The organism is Peptoniphilus stercorisuis, from assembly GCF_017874395.1.
GTDB classification, from domain to species: Bacteria; Bacillota; Clostridia; order Tissierellales; family Peptoniphilaceae; genus Anaerosphaera; species Anaerosphaera stercorisuis.
The window spans coordinates 87,464-105,324 of record NZ_JAGGLJ010000006.1; the positions used below are offsets into that span (position 1 = coordinate 87,464).

General features: G+C 29.6%; 18 protein-coding genes and 1 other annotated feature (1 of these 19 cut by a window edge). All 18 genes read right to left on the minus strand.

The genetic code is table 11. The features are described from left to right. Positions 1-69 (minus strand) — a sequence feature (ribosomal protein L20 leader region) (it extends 41 nt beyond the left edge of the window). A 34-nt stretch (positions 70-103) separates the two neighbouring features. Then, the gene (locus J2Z71_RS04175) at positions 104-1,348 is read right to left on the minus strand and encodes a uracil-xanthine permease family protein (protein WP_210060630.1); all 1,245 of its coding nucleotides are present in this window, start codon (positions 1,346-1,348) and stop codon (positions 104-106) included. Positions 1,349-1,534: 186 nt separating this feature from the next. Continuing rightward, the gene (gene udk, locus J2Z71_RS04180; RefSeq protein ID WP_210060631.1) at positions 1,535-2,170 is read right to left on the minus strand and encodes a uridine kinase; all 636 of its coding nucleotides are present in this window, start codon (positions 2,168-2,170) and stop codon (positions 1,535-1,537) included. A gap of 1 nt (position 2,171) precedes the next feature. Further along, the gene (locus tag J2Z71_RS04185) at positions 2,172-3,398 is read right to left on the minus strand and encodes a peptidase U32 family protein (protein ID WP_210060598.1); all 1,227 of its coding nucleotides are present in this window, start codon (positions 3,396-3,398) and stop codon (positions 2,172-2,174) included. Further along, the gene (locus tag J2Z71_RS04190; protein ID WP_210060599.1) at positions 3,391-4,044 is read right to left on the minus strand and encodes an O-methyltransferase; all 654 of its coding nucleotides are present in this window, start codon (positions 4,042-4,044) and stop codon (positions 3,391-3,393) included. The genes J2Z71_RS04185 and J2Z71_RS04190 overlap by 8 nt, the downstream gene beginning before the upstream one ends. A 50-nt stretch (positions 4,045-4,094) precedes the next feature. Further along, on the minus strand, positions 4,095-5,759 hold the full coding sequence (locus J2Z71_RS04195; protein ID WP_210060600.1) for a ribonuclease J: 1,665 nt from the start codon (positions 5,757-5,759) through the stop codon (positions 4,095-4,097). Then, positions 5,760-6,218 carry a Fur family transcriptional regulator gene (locus tag J2Z71_RS04200; RefSeq protein WP_210060601.1) on the minus strand — a complete coding sequence of 153 codons (459 nt, stop codon included), beginning with the start codon at positions 6,216-6,218 and terminating at the stop codon, positions 5,760-5,762. Positions 6,219-6,226: 8 nt separating this feature from the next. After that, positions 6,227-6,472, minus strand: coding sequence for a DUF1292 domain-containing protein (locus J2Z71_RS04205; protein WP_210060602.1), 246 nt, complete (start codon positions 6,470-6,472; stop codon positions 6,227-6,229). Between the two features lie 11 nt (positions 6,473-6,483). Further along, positions 6,484-6,894, minus strand: coding sequence for a Holliday junction resolvase RuvX (gene ruvX, locus J2Z71_RS04210; protein ID WP_210060603.1), 411 nt, complete (start codon positions 6,892-6,894; stop codon positions 6,484-6,486). A gap of 107 nt (positions 6,895-7,001) precedes the next feature. Then, entirely contained in the window at positions 7,002-7,256 is a 255-nt protein-coding gene (locus tag J2Z71_RS04215) for an IreB family regulatory phosphoprotein (protein WP_210060604.1), read from the minus strand. A 52-nt stretch (positions 7,257-7,308) separates the two neighbouring features. After that, positions 7,309-9,936, minus strand: coding sequence for an alanine--tRNA ligase (gene alaS / locus J2Z71_RS04220; protein WP_210060605.1), 2,628 nt, complete (start codon positions 9,934-9,936; stop codon positions 7,309-7,311). Between the two features lie 90 nt (positions 9,937-10,026). Then, entirely contained in the window at positions 10,027-11,277 is a 1,251-nt protein-coding gene (locus tag J2Z71_RS04225) for an AI-2E family transporter (protein ID WP_210060606.1), read from the minus strand. A gap of 8 nt (positions 11,278-11,285) precedes the next feature. Continuing rightward, on the minus strand, positions 11,286-12,422 hold the full coding sequence (locus J2Z71_RS04230) for a cysteine desulfurase family protein (protein WP_245311173.1): 1,137 nt from the start codon (positions 12,420-12,422) through the stop codon (positions 11,286-11,288). A gap of 9 nt (positions 12,423-12,431) precedes the next feature. After that, on the minus strand, positions 12,432-12,827 hold the full coding sequence (locus J2Z71_RS04235; protein ID WP_210060607.1) for an RrF2 family transcriptional regulator: 396 nt from the start codon (positions 12,825-12,827) through the stop codon (positions 12,432-12,434). Positions 12,828-12,842: 15 nt separating this feature from the next. Beyond that, positions 12,843-13,298 carry a Fe-S cluster assembly sulfur transfer protein SufU gene (gene sufU, locus J2Z71_RS04240; protein ID WP_210060608.1) on the minus strand — a complete coding sequence of 152 codons (456 nt, stop codon included), beginning with the start codon at positions 13,296-13,298 and terminating at the stop codon, positions 12,843-12,845. Further along, complete coding sequence (locus J2Z71_RS04245) at positions 13,288-14,520, minus strand: aminotransferase class V-fold PLP-dependent enzyme (protein ID WP_210060609.1); 1,233 nt, start codon at positions 14,518-14,520, stop codon at positions 13,288-13,290. Before J2Z71_RS04245 ends, sufU begins: the two co-directional genes overlap by 11 nt. Before the next feature lie 14 nt (positions 14,521-14,534). After that, complete coding sequence (locus tag J2Z71_RS04250) at positions 14,535-15,578, minus strand: SufB/SufD family protein (protein ID WP_210060610.1); 1,044 nt, start codon at positions 15,576-15,578, stop codon at positions 14,535-14,537. Positions 15,579-15,588: 10 nt separating this feature from the next. After that, complete coding sequence (sufB, locus tag J2Z71_RS04255) at positions 15,589-16,968, minus strand: Fe-S cluster assembly protein SufB (RefSeq protein ID WP_210060633.1); 1,380 nt, start codon at positions 16,966-16,968, stop codon at positions 15,589-15,591. A gap of 37 nt (positions 16,969-17,005) precedes the next feature. Continuing rightward, entirely contained in the window at positions 17,006-17,755 is a 750-nt protein-coding gene (gene sufC, locus J2Z71_RS04260) for a Fe-S cluster assembly ATPase SufC (RefSeq protein ID WP_210060611.1), read from the minus strand. Between the last annotated feature and the right edge of the window lie 106 nt (positions 17,756-17,861).

Consider the following 17,861-nt stretch of genomic DNA (forward strand, 5'->3'; position numbering starts at 1 on the left):
GATTTTGATATTCTTAAACAACCTTAAAGCCGTAAGCCTAAGGTGAGAAGCGGACTTCTTCTTAATACTTGTCTAGTATATATTATATTTAAATATATGTCAACTATTTTAATTTATTTTCTATTTTTGTCAAAATTATATTTATGATAACTCCTACTATTGCACTTAATGCAAGACCACTTAGTTTAATAGTATCTGTTATTTGAATTTCTAAATTCAGTCCAAAATTAGGTCCAAGACCTATTATTATTATTACTGCTATTATTATAATATTTTTTAGATTAAAGTCAATATGAGAATTTTTTAAAGTTTTTACTCCAACAAGTGCAATCATTGAGAATAACATTATTGATATTCCTCCCATTACACTTTGTGGGATTGTTTGTAAAAAACCACCTATTTTTCCAACTGTTGAAAGTACTATTGCAAATACTGCTGCAAGTCTTAATATTGATGGATCATAATTTTTTGTTATTGCAAGAATTCCTGTATTTTCACCATATGTTGTATTAGCAGGTCCCCCAACGAATCCTGCAAACATTGTTGCTAGTCCATCTCCAAGAAGTGTTCTATTAAGTCCTGGATCTTTCATAAAGTCTTCTCCTACTACTGCTGAATTTGTTGTAATATCTCCAATATGTTCCATAAATACTGCAAGTATTATTGGCGCTATTGTAATTATTGCTCCAAGGTCAAATTTTGGTGCTTGAAATTTTGGCATTGATAATATACTTGCTTCCTGAATTGGAGAAAGATCAACTATTCCTATTTTTAAGGATATTAAATATCCTACAAATACTGATATTATTATTGCTATTTGTTTTATAAATCCCTTTCCTTTTCTTGATGTTATTATTGCTACTAAAAGTGTAATCACTGCTACTAAATAGTTTGAACTTGCCATATTTAGTGCTGTTGGAACCATATTAAGTCCTATTACTATTATCATTGGTCCAACTACTTGTGGTGGGAAATATTTTGTAACTTTACTTACTCCTATTTTATTTATTATAAGAGAAAGAAGGACATAAAAAAAACCTGCCACAATTATGCCACCTTGAGCATAGGACAAGCTATGATAATTTTCATATACAGTTTGAATTGCTGGAATAAAAGCAAAAGATGAACCTAAAAATACAGGCACTTTTTTCTTTGTGCAAAGATGAAAAATTAAAGTACCTACTCCTGCACAAAAAAGTGTAGTACTTACGTCAAATCCTGTTAATAATGGTACTAATACTGTTGCTCCAAACATTGCAATCATATGTTGTAATGCTAAAAATACCTTTTTTGCAAAATTTACATATGAATCTGTTGCTGTCTTACTACTTAATAAATTGTCCAAAATATCACTCCTTATTTGCTAACTACTTTTGGGTATTTTTTCTAATTATACGCACATGTTATCCTCTTGTCAAGAATTTTTTAGTATATTATATATTTTTTTCATAAAACTATATCATTAAAGGCCTTATATTGTATTTTATATAGCTATATTTAAGTATAATTTGATATAAAAAATAAGTAGCAAAGGCTACTTATCTTCTTCATTTTCATTTAAAAATGTATTAATTTTTGAATATATTAAATCAATTGCAACTTTATTATATCCACCTTCTGGCATTATTACATCTGCATATCTTTTTGATGGTTCTACAAATTGAAGATGTGCAGGTCTTACTGTTGCCATATATTGTAAGATTACTGATTCAAGAGATCTTCCTCTTTCTTTTATATCTCTTAAAATTCTTCTAATAATTCTTACATCACTATCTGTATCTACAAAGATTTTTATATCTAATAAATCTCTAATTTCTTTTTCATTTAATATAAGTATTCCCTCAAGAATAATAACTTCTCTTGGTTCTACATGTTTTGTTTCTTCTTTTCTATTGTGAATTTCAAAATCATAAATCGGCTCTTCAATAGCTTCATTATTTTTTAATTTTTCAAGATGTTCAATTAAAAGATCATTATCAAAAGCGAAAGGATGGTCATAGTTTGTCTTAACTCTTTGCTCATATGGAAGAGAATTCTGAGATTTATAGTAATTATCTTGTGCTATTACAACAACTCTATCTCCATCTATCATTTCAACAAGTTCATTTGTTACTGTACTTTTTCCTGATCCTGATCCACCTGCTATTCCTATTAAAATTGGTTTTCTCATATTATTCACTTATTCTCCTAACCATGTATCCCTTAGCTACTTCTTGGTCTACTTTTATTTTAAAGAGTTGTTTTGCATGATTTGCTACTTCAATTTCTTTATCATTTTTATCTACCATATAGTCTATAACTTGATTAAAGTGCTTAATATTAGGTCCAAAGATTTCCACTTCTTCCCCTTTAAAAATTCTATTTCTTTGTTCTATTGTTGCAATTTTTGTATCTTTATCATAGTCCATAACAAGTCCTACAAAGTCATATCCTCTTATATAAGAGTTTGTTTCATATACTTGTGAGTCTTCATTTGCCTGTCCATAGAAAAATCCTGTAGTAAAGTCTCTATGACTTACTTTTTTGATTTCTTCTGCTAAATACTTATCAGTTTTGTAGTTTTTAGGATCGTTATAATATGCATCTATTGCCATTCTATAAGATCTTATTACAGTTGCTAAATAGTACTCACTTTTTACTCTTCCTTCAATTTTAAGACTTGTAATTCCTGTTTCAATTAAATCATTTACATGTTCTATCATACAAAGATCCTTAGAGTTCATTATAAAAGTTCCCTCTTCATGTTCTTCTATTGGGAAATATTCTCCAGGTCTTTTTTCTTCAACTAAATGATATTTATATCTGCAAGGTTGTGCGCAGTCTCCCATATTTGCATCTCTTCCAGTCATATAGTTTGAAAGTAGGCATCTTCCAGAATAAGACATACACATTGCTCCATGAGTAAATGTTTCAATTTCAACTTTTCCATCTAAATCATCTATTATTGTTTGAATTTCTTTTAGGGATAATTCTCTTGCAAGAACTACTCTTTCTGCTCCCATTTCATTCCAAAACTTAACAGTTTCTGAGTTTGTAACTGATCCTTGTGTTGAAATATGAATATTCATTCTTGGCTCTGCAGTTCTTACTTTCATAAACATACCTGGATCTGCTACTAATAATGCATCTACTCCAGCATTATAAAGATCTCTTATATATTCTTCTACTCCAACCATATCTTTGTTATGTGGAATAATATTTAAAGTTACATGAACTCTTTTTCCTCTTTCGTGAGCATATTCAACGCCCTCTTTGATTTCTTCTATTGAAAAATTCTTTGAAGCTTTTCTAAGTCCAAAACTTTCTCCACCTAAATAAACTGCATCTGCTCCATAATCTATTGCAACTTTAAGTTTATTTAAATCACCTGCTGGTGCAAGTAACTCAACTTTATTCATCTTCTTTCCTCCCAATTAACAAAACTCCATCTCCAATTGGAATTATTGAAGATATAAAGTCCTGATTTTCTTCAATGTCTTTTAAAAATTTTCTAAGTCTTTTTACTATTGTTATCTTTCTTCTTATAACTAGCTCTTGATTTGCAATCATACCTTTAAATAAAACATTGTCGCATATTATAATACCATTTTTTTCTAAATTTTTAAGTGCTAAATTAAAATATTTTTCATATTGTCCCTTAGCTGCATCTATAAAAATCATATCATATTTTTCATTAATATTTTCTAAAACTTCTGCTGCATCACCAATTACTATATCTATATTTTCATTAAGATTTAATTTTTCATGGTTTTTCTTTGCTATTTCTGCCATATCTTCTCTAATTTCAATAGTTTTTATATATTCTACAGATTTAGAAGCATTAAAAAATACACTTGAAGAATATCCTATTGCTGTTCCTAGTTCTAGGATTCTTTTTGGTTTTTTCATATAAATTAAAAATTTCAAAAATTCTTCAGTTTCTTCTTCTACAATGGGAACATGATTTTCAAGTGCATATTCTCTCATTTCTTTTAAATGGCCTTCTTTTTTAGGAACAAGACCTCTTATATAGTTTTCTATATAGTCATAGTTAATATTTGTCATAATATTCCTCTTTAAACTCATAAAAAGGGAATCATTTAGATTCCCTTAGATTAAATCTCCATTATAATTGGTAAAATCATTGGATTTCTCTTTGTTTGATTAAATAAAAATCCTTTTAAATCATCTCTTATACTAGTCTTAAGTGCAGACCAGTCTGTAATAGATTTACTATCACATTTATCAAGTGTTGATTTTACTACTTTTCTTGCATCATCCATTAAATCTCCAGATTCTCTTACATATACAAATCCTCTTGAGATTATATCTGGACCTGAGATAACTTTTCCTTCAGATTTAGAAATAGTTACTACTACTACTATTAATCCATCTTCTGATAAGTGTTTTCTATCTCTTAATACAATATTACCAACATCACCAATTCCAAGTCCATCAACTAATATATTTCCTGATGGAACATCTCCTACAAGTTTTGCATTTTTTTGAGATATTTCAAGACAATTTCCATTTTTCATAATAAAGATATTGTCTCTATTCATTCCCATTTGCTCTACAATTTCAGCATGTTTTTGTAAATGTCTAACTTCACCATGTGCTGGTATAAAGTATTTTGGATTTACAAGACTAAACATAAGCTTTAATTCTTCTTGGCAAGCATGTCCTGAAACGTGAATTTCTGATAGAGCTTCATAAATTACATTTGCTCCACTTTCTAAGAGTTTATTTATAACTTTAGAAACATCTATTTCATTTCCAGGTATTGGTGTTGCAGATAAAATAACTACATCATTTGGAGTAAGTTTTATTTTTCTATGTTCTCCAAAAGCAATTCTTGTAAGAGCACTCATTGGCTCCCCTTGTGAACCTGTAGTTATTAAAACAAGTTCATTGTCATTATATCTATGCATATCTTTAATATCAATTAAAGTACCTTTTTTAACTTTTAAATATCCAAGCTTTTGTGCTGTTTCCATTACATTAAGCATAGATCTTCCAGATAATACAACTTTTCTTTTATAGTCTTCTGCTGCATTTATAACTTGTTGAATTCTATGAACATTTGAAGCAAATGTTGCAATTATAATTCTATTGTCCTGTTCTGCTGCAAAAATTCTATTAAAAGTTTCTCCAACTTTACTCTCACTCATTGTATATCCAGGTCTTAAAACATTTGTAGATTCTCCAATCATTGCAAGAACACCTTTTTTACCGATTTCTGCAATTCTATGAAGATCTATTGTATCTCCAGATATTGGAGTAAAATCAACTTTAAAATCTCCTGTGTGGAATACCACTCCTAGTGGAGTTTTAATAGCAAGTGAACAACTATCAGGTATTGAGTGATTTACTCTAATCCATTCACATTCCATTTTTCCAAGTTTTACTTTATCTCCTGCACGAACTATATTCATGTCTACTTTTCCTAAATTATGTTCTTTTAGTTTATTTTCTAAAAGTCCCATTGTTAATGGTGTTCCATAAATAGGCATTTTTACTTTTTTAAGAACATATGGAATAGCTCCAATATGATCCTCATGACCATGTGTTAATACAAGTCCTCTTATCTTTTCTTTATTTTTTATAAGATAAGTTACATCTGGAATAACAACATCTATTCCAAGCATTTCATCTTCTGGGAATGTCATTCCACAGTCTATTATTATTATATCGTCTCTATATTCAACTACGGTTAAGTTCTTACCAACCTCGTGAAGTCCACCCAGAGGTATTATCTTCACCTTATTTGTGTTTCTCATTTAATTAATCTCTCCCTTATATTTTTTGTAGCATTCTTTACAATAACCGTAGAATTTTAAATTGTGGTCGACTATTTTAAAACCTTCTTCAGATTCTATTTCTTCTTCTAGGCTATCTAGTAAATCGAGTTTTACCTCAAGTACTTTGCCACAGTCAAGACAGATTAAGTGATGATGTCTGTGAGTTGCATCATTTGCTTTAATTTCATATCTTGCCACTCCATCATCAAAGCTAATTTTATATAAAACATCTAATTCTTCAAAAAGTTGAAGCGTTCTATATACTGTTGCTATTCCTATTTCAGGATTTTCTTTTGATACATATTCAAATACTTCTTCTGTAGATAAATGACTTCCTCTATGCTTTAAGAATACATTATAAATTTCTGAGCGCTGATTTGTAAATTTATATCCTTTTTCTTTTAATACTTTTTTTACATAATCGCTATTTAGTTCCATAAGCACCCCTATTGCAACTTACCTTTCATAAGCTCTTCATAAGCTTCTTGAGCTTCTTTTAATTCATCATCATCTATACCAACAAGCATTTCTTGTCCTTCATTATCAATTTCAATTTTTAATATATATATATAAGGCTCTATTTCATCTGCTGGAAGTAGAGCAACATAATCATCATCATCTATAGAAAATTTTGCTTTTACAAGAAATTCTACAGGATTTCCTAATTCATCATAAAATAGATGTCTCTCCAAATTTTACCTCCTTACATACTATCTAAATAAGTTTGCAAAATATAAGTAGCTGCAATCTTATCTACATATTTTTTTCTGTGTTCTCGTCTTACATCAGCTTCAATTAATATTCTTTGTGCAGACATTGTGCTCATTCTCTCATCAATATAAATAATCTCTATCCCATATTTATTATGAAGTTTTGTTGCAAATTTCATAACTTTCTCACTTTGAGGTCCTATTGTATTATTCATATTTTTAGGAAGTCCTACAACTACTTTTAATATGTCATTTTCTTTTATAATCTCATAAATTTCTTCGTAAGTTTGTTTATTCGATTCTCTTTTTATAGTTTTTAGTCCTTGAGCTGTAAATCCTAAAGGATCACTTATAGCAACCCCTATCCACTTATCTCCAACATCTAATCCTAATATTTTTTCCATCTTTTACCACAACCTAAAATTCAAGGTACATATCTAATATGTAGCTATATTCATAGCAAATATCGAAATGATGAGATAGAAAAGCCCATCTCATCATTTCTCTAATTTTACTTCATTAAATAGGATTTTAATAATTCTCCTAATAATTCATCACGTTCAATATCTTGTATTATGGATCTTGCGTTATTATGGCTAGTTATATATGTGGGATCTCCTGATAATATATAACCAATAATCTGATCAATTGGATTATACCCTTTATCTTCAAGTGCCTTATAAACAACTTCTAATACACTTTTAAATTTTTCTTTATCTAAATTCTGTTTCTCAAAAATTTGAGTTTCATAATTTTTACCATCCATAATATCCCTCCTTATCAATTATAACATAGTTTTTGATAATTGATAATATTTTTTAATTAAGAATGTTTTTAAGTTCACTTAAAGCATCATTAATTTTAGAAATATCCTTAGCTCCTGCTGTTGCCATGTCAGGTCTTCCGCCTCCACCGCCTCCAGCAATTTTTGCAACTTCTTTAACAATATTACCAGCTGAAATATTTTCTTTTACTAAATCTTTAGATACAGCTGCTACAAAGTTTGCTTTATCTCCATTTACTGTTGATAAAAGCACTACAATACTTCCAGCTTTTTCTCTTATCTCATCTGCAATATCTCTTAAAGTGTTTACATCTGTTCCTTCAAAGGAATAAGTTACATATTTAATTCCATTTACTTCTTCAATATTTTCAAGTATTGATGAAACTTCATCTTTTGCAGTTTTTAATTTTAACTCCTCAATTAATTTATCTTTAGAGTTAATATCTTCTACAATAGATTTTAATTTTGAAATAAGTTCTACTCTATTTGTCTTAACTATTTTTGAAGCTTTATTTCTTAATTCTTCAAGCTCATTTAAATAATTATAAACAGCAGGACCTGTAATAGATTCAATTCTTCTAACTCCTGATGAAACTCCACCTTCTGATAAGATTTTAAACATTGAAATCTCAGAAGTATTTGATACATGAGTACCACCACAAAGTTCCATTGAATAATCTCCCATTTTAACTACTCTTACTTCTTGTCCATATTTTTCTTCAAATAAACCTACTGCTCCAAGTTTATAAGCATCTTTTGGATTTGTAATAACAGTTTCTACTGGAAGTGATTCAAATATCATTTCATTTACACGAGATTCTATTTTTCTTAAATCACTTTCAGATATTGCTTCAAAATGTGAAAAGTCAAATCTCATTCTATTAGGAAGCACTTCAGAACCTGCTTGATTTACATGAGATCCTAATACTTCTTTTAAAGCCTTGTGAAGTAAATGAGTTACTGAGTGATTTCTTCTAATGTCATTTCTTCTTTTTACATCTATTGTAGCTTCTACTTCTGTCAATGTAGCTTTTCCTTCAAGAACTTCTACTACATGTATATGAAGACCTGATGAAGTTTTTTTAGTATCTAATACTTTTATTTTAAAGTCTTTTGAAATAATTAGACCAGTATCTCCAACTTGTCCACCTGATTCTCCATAAAAAGGAGTTTTATCAAGTACGATTATTCCGTTTTCACCTTTATTTAATTCGCTTACTTCTTCTGCATCTTTTACAATTTTAATAATTTTTGATACAGATGAGTTTTCAGTATATCCAACAAATTCGCTACTTAATCCCTCAAAGATTTCATCATGAGATTTTGCAGCCCATCCAATATTACTTGAATCATTTCTTGCATCTCTTGCTCTTTGTCTTTGAAGATCCATATTTTCTTCAAAGCCTTTTCTATCTATATTAAATCCTTTTTCCTCAAGTATCTCTTCAGTAAGATCTACTGGGAATCCATAAGTATCATATAGTTTAAAAGCATCGCTTCCAGATAATGTATTTTTTAATTCTTTTTTAAGATTTTTAATATATGAATCTAAAATACTCATTCCTTGTTCAATAGTTTCAAGGAATTTTTCTTCTTCTGCTTTTATTACAGATACAATTTCATCTCTATTTTCCATTAATTCTGGGTAATAATCTTCTCCCCAAGAATCTATAACTAAATTAGAAAGCTCACTTAAAAATCCTTCTTTAATTCCAAGAATTCTTCCATGTCTTGCAGCTCTTCTTATTAGTCTTCTTAATACATATCCTCTACCTTCATTAGAAGGTCTAATAGAATCTGAAATCATAAATGTCATTGCTCTAATATGATCTGCTATAACTCTTACTGACACGTCAGTTTCCTTATCAGATCCATATTCATATCCTGAAACTTTTTCTATTTCATGAATTATATCTTGAATAGCATCAGTTTCAAAAATATTATTAGTTCCTTGTAGAACTGTTGCCATTCTTTCAAGTCCCATTCCTGTATCTATATTTGGATGAGCAAGTGGATTATAATTTCCATCTTCATCTTTATCAAATTGTGTAAATACAAGGTTCCAAACTTCTATAAATCTATCACATTCACAACCTGGTTTACAATCTGGATCTCCACAGCCATATTTTTCTCCTCTATCTACAAAGATTTCAGAACATGGACCTGATGGACCAACTTCAAGCTCCCAGAAATTATCTTCTTTTCCAAGTCTTACAATTTTTTCTTTTGGAAGGCCAATATCTTCATTCCAAATTTTGAAGGCTTCATCATCTTCATAATATACTGTTACCCAAAGATCCTCTTTAGGAATTTCAAGAACTTCAGTTAAAAATTCCCATGCCCAAGGAATTACTTCTTTTTTAAAATAATCTCCAAAAGAAAAGTTTCCAAGCATTTCAAAAAATGTAGCATGTCTATCTGTTTTACCTACATTTTCAATATCACCTGTACGAATACATTTTTGACAAGTAGTAACTCTTGTTGCTGGAGGAGTTAATTCACCTGTGAAATATTTTTTCATTGGAGCCATTCCAGCACCAATCAATAGTAATGATTTGTCATTTTGTGGTATTAAAGAAAAACTAGGTAACATTAAATGTTCTTTTGATTCAAAAAAATTTAAAAATTCCGATCTTATTTCATGTAATTTAAGATTTTTCATTATTGCACTCCTTACCTTAAAAGTCCTCCCGTCAAAGGGAGGACACTTTGCTATTTAAAATTATAATTTGTGTATAAGGATTTGTCAATTTCACCTTATACTTGAAATATTTGAGTTTCTTTCATTATACTTCATTTTTGCAAAATCTAAAAGTATTATTAATACAGAAACTGTTGGTACTGCTAGTATCATACCAAGTACTCCAAACATTCCACCACCAATAATAATAGAAATTAATATTAATATTGGATTTAATCCAGTTTTATCTCCTAATAGTTTTGGTGCAATAACATTATTCTCAGCCCATTGTAATACTACAAATAATATTGCTACCCAAAGTGCTTTCATTGGAGAATCCATAAAAGCAAATAGTACTGCAGGTAAAAATCCCATAAATGGACCTATATATGGAATAATATCAGCAACACATGTTATCATACCTATTACAATTGCAAAATCCACTCTTAAAACTAAAAGATATACCATTGTAGCAAAACCTACAAAAAGAGCCATTAAAAGTCTTCCCTTTACAAAGTCTAGAAGTGCTTGATTTATTCTTCCTGATACATATAATATATCCTCTTTGTATTTTTCTGGTAAATTTCTCTTAACCTTATTTTTAAATTTCTCCTTGTCAACTGTAAAGTAAAATGAAAATATAATTACTAGTATAAATCTTAAAACCTTAGAGAATACTACATACATTCCAGATGCTACACTTTTTAGCTTTGTAATAGCTTGAGCTTGAATTACATCTATTGAACTTTCAAGAGATGTTTGTAGTTTTCTTATTAAATCTCCATTTGGTTCGCTTCCTGGTAGATTGAAGGATTTACTTATTGATTTTGAAAAGTCTGAAAACTCTGTTCCCAATTTTTCTACCATTGAAGGAATTACTGATAATAAATTACTAATTTCTTGAATAGTTTTTGGTATTACTATTACAAGAAGTATTACCATCACTATTAAAATACTTAAGTATACTATTAATACTCCATATTGTCTTTTGATATTTTTCTGTTCTAATCTATTTACTAGTGGATTAATTGCAAAGGCAAGTATCATACCAACAAATAGCGCCCAGACTGTATCTCCTACTATTGAATATTTTTTAAATATAATACTCAATATGTATATAACTATAATTCCTGAAAATACCTTTATAACTCTTTTTAAATCAATACCTATTCTCTTATTTTTTTCAATATATCTATTTCCAATATTTATAAGATAATAAATTACTAAAAAAAGTAAAATAACAGATAAAGTTGCAGCAGCAACAACAATAAACTTAGGCGTTATACTGCTGATTTCTGGTGCAACATTTTTAATAGGATTCATATCTCACCTCACTTGTTTCTAAGATGCTCTACAATGTTTTTAATTTCATTAGAAACTATGTCCACTTCCTCCATTGTATTTTCATTGTTTAATGTAAGTCTTATGCAATTTCTTGCTGACTCTTCATCTTTTCCCATAGCCAAAAGTACATGAGATGGTTCTAAACTTCCTGATGTACAAGCACTTGCACTTGATGCACAAATATCTTTTAAATCAAGAAACATTAATACTTCAGATGCCTTTATATTATCTATTGAAATATTTACATTTCCTGGAAGCCTATTATTTCTTGGTCCATTTAAATGAACTCCTTCTATTTTTAAAAGATTATTTATTAATTCATCTCTTAACTTAATAGAATAATTTTTATTTTCTTCTAAATTTTTAACTGCATCTTCCATTGCAACTCCCATAGCTACAATATATGCAGTATTTTCTGTTCCTGCTCTTTTTTCTCTTTCTTGAGCTCCTCCATGGATTAATGGAGTTATCTTTGTACCTTCTTTTATATACAAAACTCCAATTCCCTTTGGACCATGAATTTTATGAGCTGAAAAACTCATAAGATCTACATCAAGTTCTAAAAGATCTATTTTAATATTTCCAAGAGCTTGAACTGCATCTACATGAAATAATATATCATGTTTTTTTGCAATTTCTGCAATTTCTTCAATAGGTTCTATCGTTCCAACTTCATTATTTGCAAACATTACTGATATTAGAATTGTATCTTCTCTTATAGAGTTTTCTAATTCTTTAGTGCTAATAAATCCATCTTCATCTACATTTAGATAAGTTATTTCATATCCTAAACTTTCAAGAAATTCTGTTGTGTGAAGAATTGCATGATGTTCAATTTTTGTAGTTATAATATGTTTACCCTTATTTTTATAACTATTTGCAATACCTTTTAATGCCCAATTGTCAGACTCAGAACCACAAGATGTAAAAAATATCTCTTTAGGTTTCGCATTAAGTGCCTTTGCAATTTTTCTTCTAGAGTTTTCTATTTTTTTCTTTGAGCTTTGAGCTATTGTATATATACTTGAAGGGTTTCCATATTCAAACTCAAGTACATTAAACATCTCATCTAAAACATTTTTAGATATTTTAGTTGTAGCTGCATTATCCATATAAATCGTCATTTTGCACCTCTACATATCTGCTAAACTCATAGAATCTAGTACTTTTTCCATTTCATTTTGAAGTTTATCTAAAATCCCTTTAGTAGCACAACTTGAACCATTTCTACACTCTGGCTTAGTGGACATACTAGCACAAGAAAGAGCCATATCTCCTTCAAGTGCTTTTAAAATCTGTCCTATTTTTATTTCATTAGGATCTCTTGTAAGTTCATACCCTCCGCCAGCACCTCTAACACTTTTAACAAGGTCATTTTTCTTAAGTTGTGTAAAAAGTTGCTCCAAGTAGGATTCAGATAATTGTTCTAGTTTTGCAATATCACTTATTGGCATAGGACCACTACCATAATTTAGTTTTAGTCTATACATTGCCATTAAGCCATATCTGCCCTTAGTAGATAATTTCATTAAATCACCTATCCTTTATAAAGGAATGAAGCTACCTTCTGTATTATCTTTTTCTATCATATTCATTAAAGTATACCAAGGAAGCACTGCACATTTTACACGAGCTGGAAGATTTTGAATATTTTCAAAAACTATTGCATCTCCTAAATCTTCAAGTTCTGCTTCATCTGATATTTCACCTTTTACCATTGCAATAAACTTCTTACATAGTAAAAGTGCCTCTTGAACTTTAAGACCTTTCACTTCATCTATCATAATTGATGTAGATGCTTGTGAAATTGCACAGCCATGTCCTAAATAACTCATATCCTTAATTAAATCTTCTTCAACTCTAAGTTGTAATGTTATTTCATCACCACAACTTGGATTGTGACCTAATTCTTCATGAGTTGGATTTTCAAGTTCTCTTCTATTTCTTTTATTTCTACTTTGCTCAAGTATAAGCTCTGTATATATTTCATTAAGATTCAATTCCCATTAGCCTCCTAACATCTTCAAGATGCTCTATAAAATAATCTATTTCTTCAAATGTATTGTAAAAAGCAAATGATGCTCTACAAGAAAAGTTTATTCCAAGATTTCTGTGAAGTGGTTGTGCACAATGGTGTCCACTTCTTACTGCAATTCCATAATTATCTAAAATAGATGCTACATCATGTGGATGAGCTTCTTTAAAATTAAATGCTAAAACTGGAGATCTATGTTCATTTTTTGTTGTATAAATATCTATATATGAAAGTTTTTCCATTTTTTCATAGGCATAAGCTGTAAGAGCTGATTCATATTCATAGATATTATCTATTCCAATTTTTTCAATATAATCTATTGCAGCAGCTAAAGATTTCGCTCCACCAACATTTTGAGTTCCTGCTTCAAATCTTGCAGGTGAGTCTAAAAATGTAGATTTATCTTCATATACATACTCAATCATATCTCCACCATATAAGAAAGGATCTATGGAGTTTAGCATTTCTTCCTTGCCATATAATACTCCAATTCCCATAGCAGATAACATTTTATGTCCAGAAAACACTAAAAAGTCACAATCTAAATCCTTAACATCAACCTTGTGATGTGGTGCAAATTGAGCTGCATCTATAACAGTTACTACATCTTTATTTTTAGCCTTTGCCTTTTTTATAAATTCTTTTACATTTGGCATTGTACCAACTACATTTGATGCTGCAGTTATAGCTAGAAGCTTTGTATTAGATGTTAATTTATTTTCAAATTCTTCATCAGTAATTTGCATATTATCATCTAAATATAAATATTTAAGTTTTGCTCCTGTTTTTCTTGCTACAAATTGCCAAGTAACAAGATTTGAATGATGCTCTAATATTGAAATTAAGATTTCATCATTTTCTGTTAGATTATTAAGAGCCCAAGAGTATGCAACTAGATTAAGAGCTTCTGTTGCATTTCTTAAAAATACAACTTCATTAGAAGTAGCATTTATAAATTTCGCAACTTTATCCCTTGACTCTTCATATGCATCTGTCGCTTTTATAGCAAGATAATGTGCTCCTCTATGAGGATTACCATTTTCCTTTTCATAATAGTCTTTTAGTGAATCTACTACTTGAAGAGGTTTTTGAGTAGTTGCTGCATTATCAAAATAAACTAAATTTTCTTTAATATCTAAATATTTAAAATCTTTTCTAATATCTAAAACCTGTTCTTTAGAAAGCATTTTTTCACCAATCCTTAAAATTTAACAGTTTCGTGAACCATTTCCCAAATTTCTTCTTCTTTTTTGCTATCAGATAATTTATCAATAGCACTTGAAAATTTAGATTCAATAATTAAAGCCTCAGCTTCTTTTTCACTAAATCCTCTACTCATTATATAAAATAGTAAATCTTGATCTATTTTTCCTGCACTTGCTGCGTGATTTCCCTCTACATCATCTTCATGACAAAGTAGTAGTGGAACTGAAAGAGCTGTTACAGAATCATCAAGTAATACTGTATATTCTTCTTCTGAACCCTTAGATGCACTTGATCCTTCTTTAAAGTCTAGATTTGATTTAAAGTTTTTATATGCATTGTCTTTTAATGCACCATTTACAATTACATCTGAGAAAGATTCTTTTCCATAATGGAAAATATTATAAATCATATTAAGTTCATGCTCTTTATATCCAAAGTAAATACTATCAACTTCAAGACTTGAGTGTTTTCCAACAAGATCAGCTTGGAAGTTTGCATATAATTTTCCTGCACCTAGTTCATATTGATGCACTCTTACCTTTGCATTGTCTTTTGCATATATTGCAATTGACTCAAGAGTTGTAGTAGTATCTGCATCTCTTTGAATTACAAAAAGATCAACTTCTGAATTTTCATGTGCAAAAATTCTTATAATAGAACTTCTAAATTTAGCTTCATCACCTTTACTTGTATAATCAAGTATAAGTCTTAAATGTGAATTTTTTTCTGCAACTAAATCATGATTGTCAAAAAGTTGAGTTTCTTCATCATCAAGTTTTAGCTCAAGTGTTTTATAGTCCTTTTTATCTTCTTCTTTTGATTCATAAAATCTATATAAATTTTCAAATTTTTCATTATATTCTACAATTTCTTTTGATACGCCATATACCATATTATTAAATTCATTTAGTTCTCTTTTTGTGTCAGACTCTAAAGAAAAATCTTTTTTCTCAATTTCTGGAACAAATACTTCTGTATCATTTACTTTTAGAAAGCTAAATGTTTTAAAGGTTAGGCTGTTTCCTAAAAATTTATTCATCATATACCTCCTAACCAATTGATCCTTCAAGTTCTAGTCCAATTAAATTGTTCATCTCTACTGCATATTCAAGTGGAAGTTCTTTTGCAATTGGTTCTGCAAAGCCTCTTACTACCATAGCTTTAGCTTCTTCTTCTGAAATACCACGACTCATTAGATAGAATATTACCTTATCTGAAATTCTACCAATCTTTGCCTCATGTCCTAAATCTACGTTTTTATTTCTTATATCTATTACTGGAATAGTATCAGATCTAGATTCACTATCAAGCATTAATGACTCACAGCTTACAGAACTCTTACAGTGATGAGCATTTTTAGTAACTTTTACAAGACCACGATATACTGCAACTCCTCCACCTTTTGAAATAGATTTTGAGTTTACAGTTGAAGTTGTATATGGTGCAGCATGAATTGTCTTAGCACCAGTGTCTATATTTTGTCCTGCTCCTGCAAAGGAAATACCAGTGTATTCACTAGATGCATGTTCTCCTACAAGAACTGATGCAGGATATAACATAGATACCTTAGATCCAAAGGATCCTGATACCCATTCGATTTTTCCATTTTTTTGTACAACTGCTCTTTTTGTATTTAGGTTGTACATATTTCTTGACCAGTTTTCAATAGTTGAATATCTTAAAGTAGCATTTTCTCCTACAAACAACTCAACTCCACCAGCATGAAGATTTATCATATTATATTTTGGTGCAGAACATCCTTCTATAAAGTGACAATAAGCATCTTTTTCTACAATTATTAAAGTATGCTCAAATTGTCCTGCTCCTGGAGCATTTAATCTAAAGTATGATTGAAGTGGAACATCAACCTTTACTCCTTCTGGAACATATACAAAAGATCCACCACTCCACACTGCATAGTGAAGCGCTGCATATTTGTGTAAGTTTGGAGTAATACATTTTCCAAAATATTCTTTTACAACTTCTGGATACTCTCTAACTCCTGTTTCAAAGTCTGTATATACAACACCTTGATCTAGAAGATATTTTTGAATATTGTGATACACAACCTCACTATCATATTGAGCTCCTACACCAGATAACATTGCATTTTTTTCAGCTTCTGGAATTCCAAGTCTATCAAAAGTATCAGCAATTTCATCTGGAACTTTTTTCCAGTCATCAGTAAGATCTGCATCAGGTCTAATATAAGTTGTAATTTCGTCCATATTTACAGCTGAAATATCAGGTCCCCATACAGGATTTACCTTTTTATTATATATTTTAAGTGCTTCTAATCTAAAATTAAGCATCCATTCTGGTTCATTTTTTTCTTCTGAAATGGCACGAACAATTTCTTCAGTAAGTCCTTGTTCAGTTTTTTTACGATATACAACTTTATCTTTTATATCATAAATACCTCTGTCCATTTCCTCTAATTGAGTTTTCTTAGTTTGCTTTGGCAAATTACTTCACCTCTTCTCTAATCCAGTTAAATCCATCTTCTTCAATTTTTTCTATTAATGAAGCGTCTCCTTCTTTAACAATTTTTCCATCAATAAGAACATGAACATAATCTGGAACTACACTTTTAACTAATTCTTTGTGGTGAGTAATAATTAAAACAGCATTATTCTCATTTACAAATCTTTCTATTCCTTGAGAAACAGTTCTTGTAGCATCTACATCAAGTCCTGAGTCAGTTTCATCAAGAATAGCAAGTTTAGGATCTAGCATAATCATTTGAAGAATTTCATTTTTCTTCTTTTCTCCACCTGAAAAACCAACATTTAAATATCTATCAGCATAAGAATGATCCATTCCTAGTTGATCCATTTCCTTTTCAAGTTCTTTTCTAAACTTTAATATTGAAACATTTTTATCTTCAATAGAAGATTTAGCTGTTCTGATAAAGTTATCTACATTTATTCCAGATACTTCTTCTGGAGATTGGAAACTCATGAAAAGTCCTTTTCTTGCTCTTTTGTCAGTAGTAAGATCTAAAATTGATTCACCATCAAGTTTTATATCTCCTCCATTTACTTGGTAAACTGGATTATTCATAATTACATTTGCAAGAGTTGATTTACCTGAACCATTTGGTCCCATAATTACGTGAACTTCACCATAATTTATATTTAAATTTATATTGTGTAATATTTCTCTTTCTTCTATACCTGCAGAAAGGTCTTCAATCTTTAATAATTCCTTAGCCATAATTTCCTCCCATTTTCTATTATTAATATAACTATATTAAGTACTAATTTTTAATTCATAGTAAACTACTGGGAATTGAATTCGTAGTAATTCACTTAGAATTTTA

What these genes read in the sequence shown, in the direction of transcription:
- udk (WP_210060631.1), bottom strand. Translation starts at nt 2,170, where the DNA reads ATGAGAAAACCAATTTTAATAGGAATAGCAGGTGGATCAGGATCAGGA.
- J2Z71_RS04185 (WP_210060598.1), bottom strand. Translation starts at nt 3,398, where the DNA reads ATGAATAAAGTTGAGTTACTTGCACCAGCAGGTGATTTAAATAAACTT.
- J2Z71_RS04190 (WP_210060599.1), bottom strand. Translation starts at nt 4,044, where the DNA reads ATGACAAATATTAACTATGACTATATAGAAAACTATATAAGAGGTCTT.
- J2Z71_RS04195 (WP_210060600.1), bottom strand. Translation starts at nt 5,759, where the DNA reads ATGAGAAACACAAATAAGGTGAAGATAATACCTCTGGGTGGACTTCAC.
- J2Z71_RS04200 (WP_210060601.1), bottom strand. Translation starts at nt 6,218, where the DNA reads ATGGAACTAAATAGCGATTATGTAAAAAAAGTATTAAAAGAAAAAGGA.
- ruvX (WP_210060603.1), bottom strand. Translation starts at nt 6,894, where the DNA reads ATGGAAAAAATATTAGGATTAGATGTTGGAGATAAGTGGATAGGGGTT.
- J2Z71_RS04215 (WP_210060604.1), bottom strand. Translation starts at nt 7,256, where the DNA reads ATGGATGGTAAAAATTATGAAACTCAAATTTTTGAGAAACAGAATTTA.
- alaS (WP_210060605.1), bottom strand. Translation starts at nt 9,936, where the DNA reads ATGAAAAATCTTAAATTACATGAAATAAGATCGGAATTTTTAAATTTT.
- J2Z71_RS04225 (WP_210060606.1), bottom strand. Translation starts at nt 11,277, where the DNA reads ATGAATCCTATTAAAAATGTTGCACCAGAAATCAGCAGTATAACGCCT.
- J2Z71_RS04230 (WP_245311173.1), bottom strand. Translation starts at nt 12,422, where the DNA reads ATGACGATTTATATGGATAATGCAGCTACAACTAAAATATCTAAAAAT.
- J2Z71_RS04235 (WP_210060607.1), bottom strand. Translation starts at nt 12,827, where the DNA reads ATGAAATTATCTACTAAGGGCAGATATGGCTTAATGGCAATGTATAGA.
- J2Z71_RS04245 (WP_210060609.1), bottom strand. Translation starts at nt 14,520, where the DNA reads ATGCTTTCTAAAGAACAGGTTTTAGATATTAGAAAAGATTTTAAATAT.
- J2Z71_RS04250 (WP_210060610.1), bottom strand. Translation starts at nt 15,578, where the DNA reads ATGAATAAATTTTTAGGAAACAGCCTAACCTTTAAAACATTTAGCTTT.
- sufB (WP_210060633.1), bottom strand. Translation starts at nt 16,968, where the DNA reads ATGGACAGAGGTATTTATGATATAAAAGATAAAGTTGTATATCGTAAA.
- sufC (WP_210060611.1), bottom strand. Translation starts at nt 17,755, where the DNA reads ATGGCTAAGGAATTATTAAAGATTGAAGACCTTTCTGCAGGTATAGAA.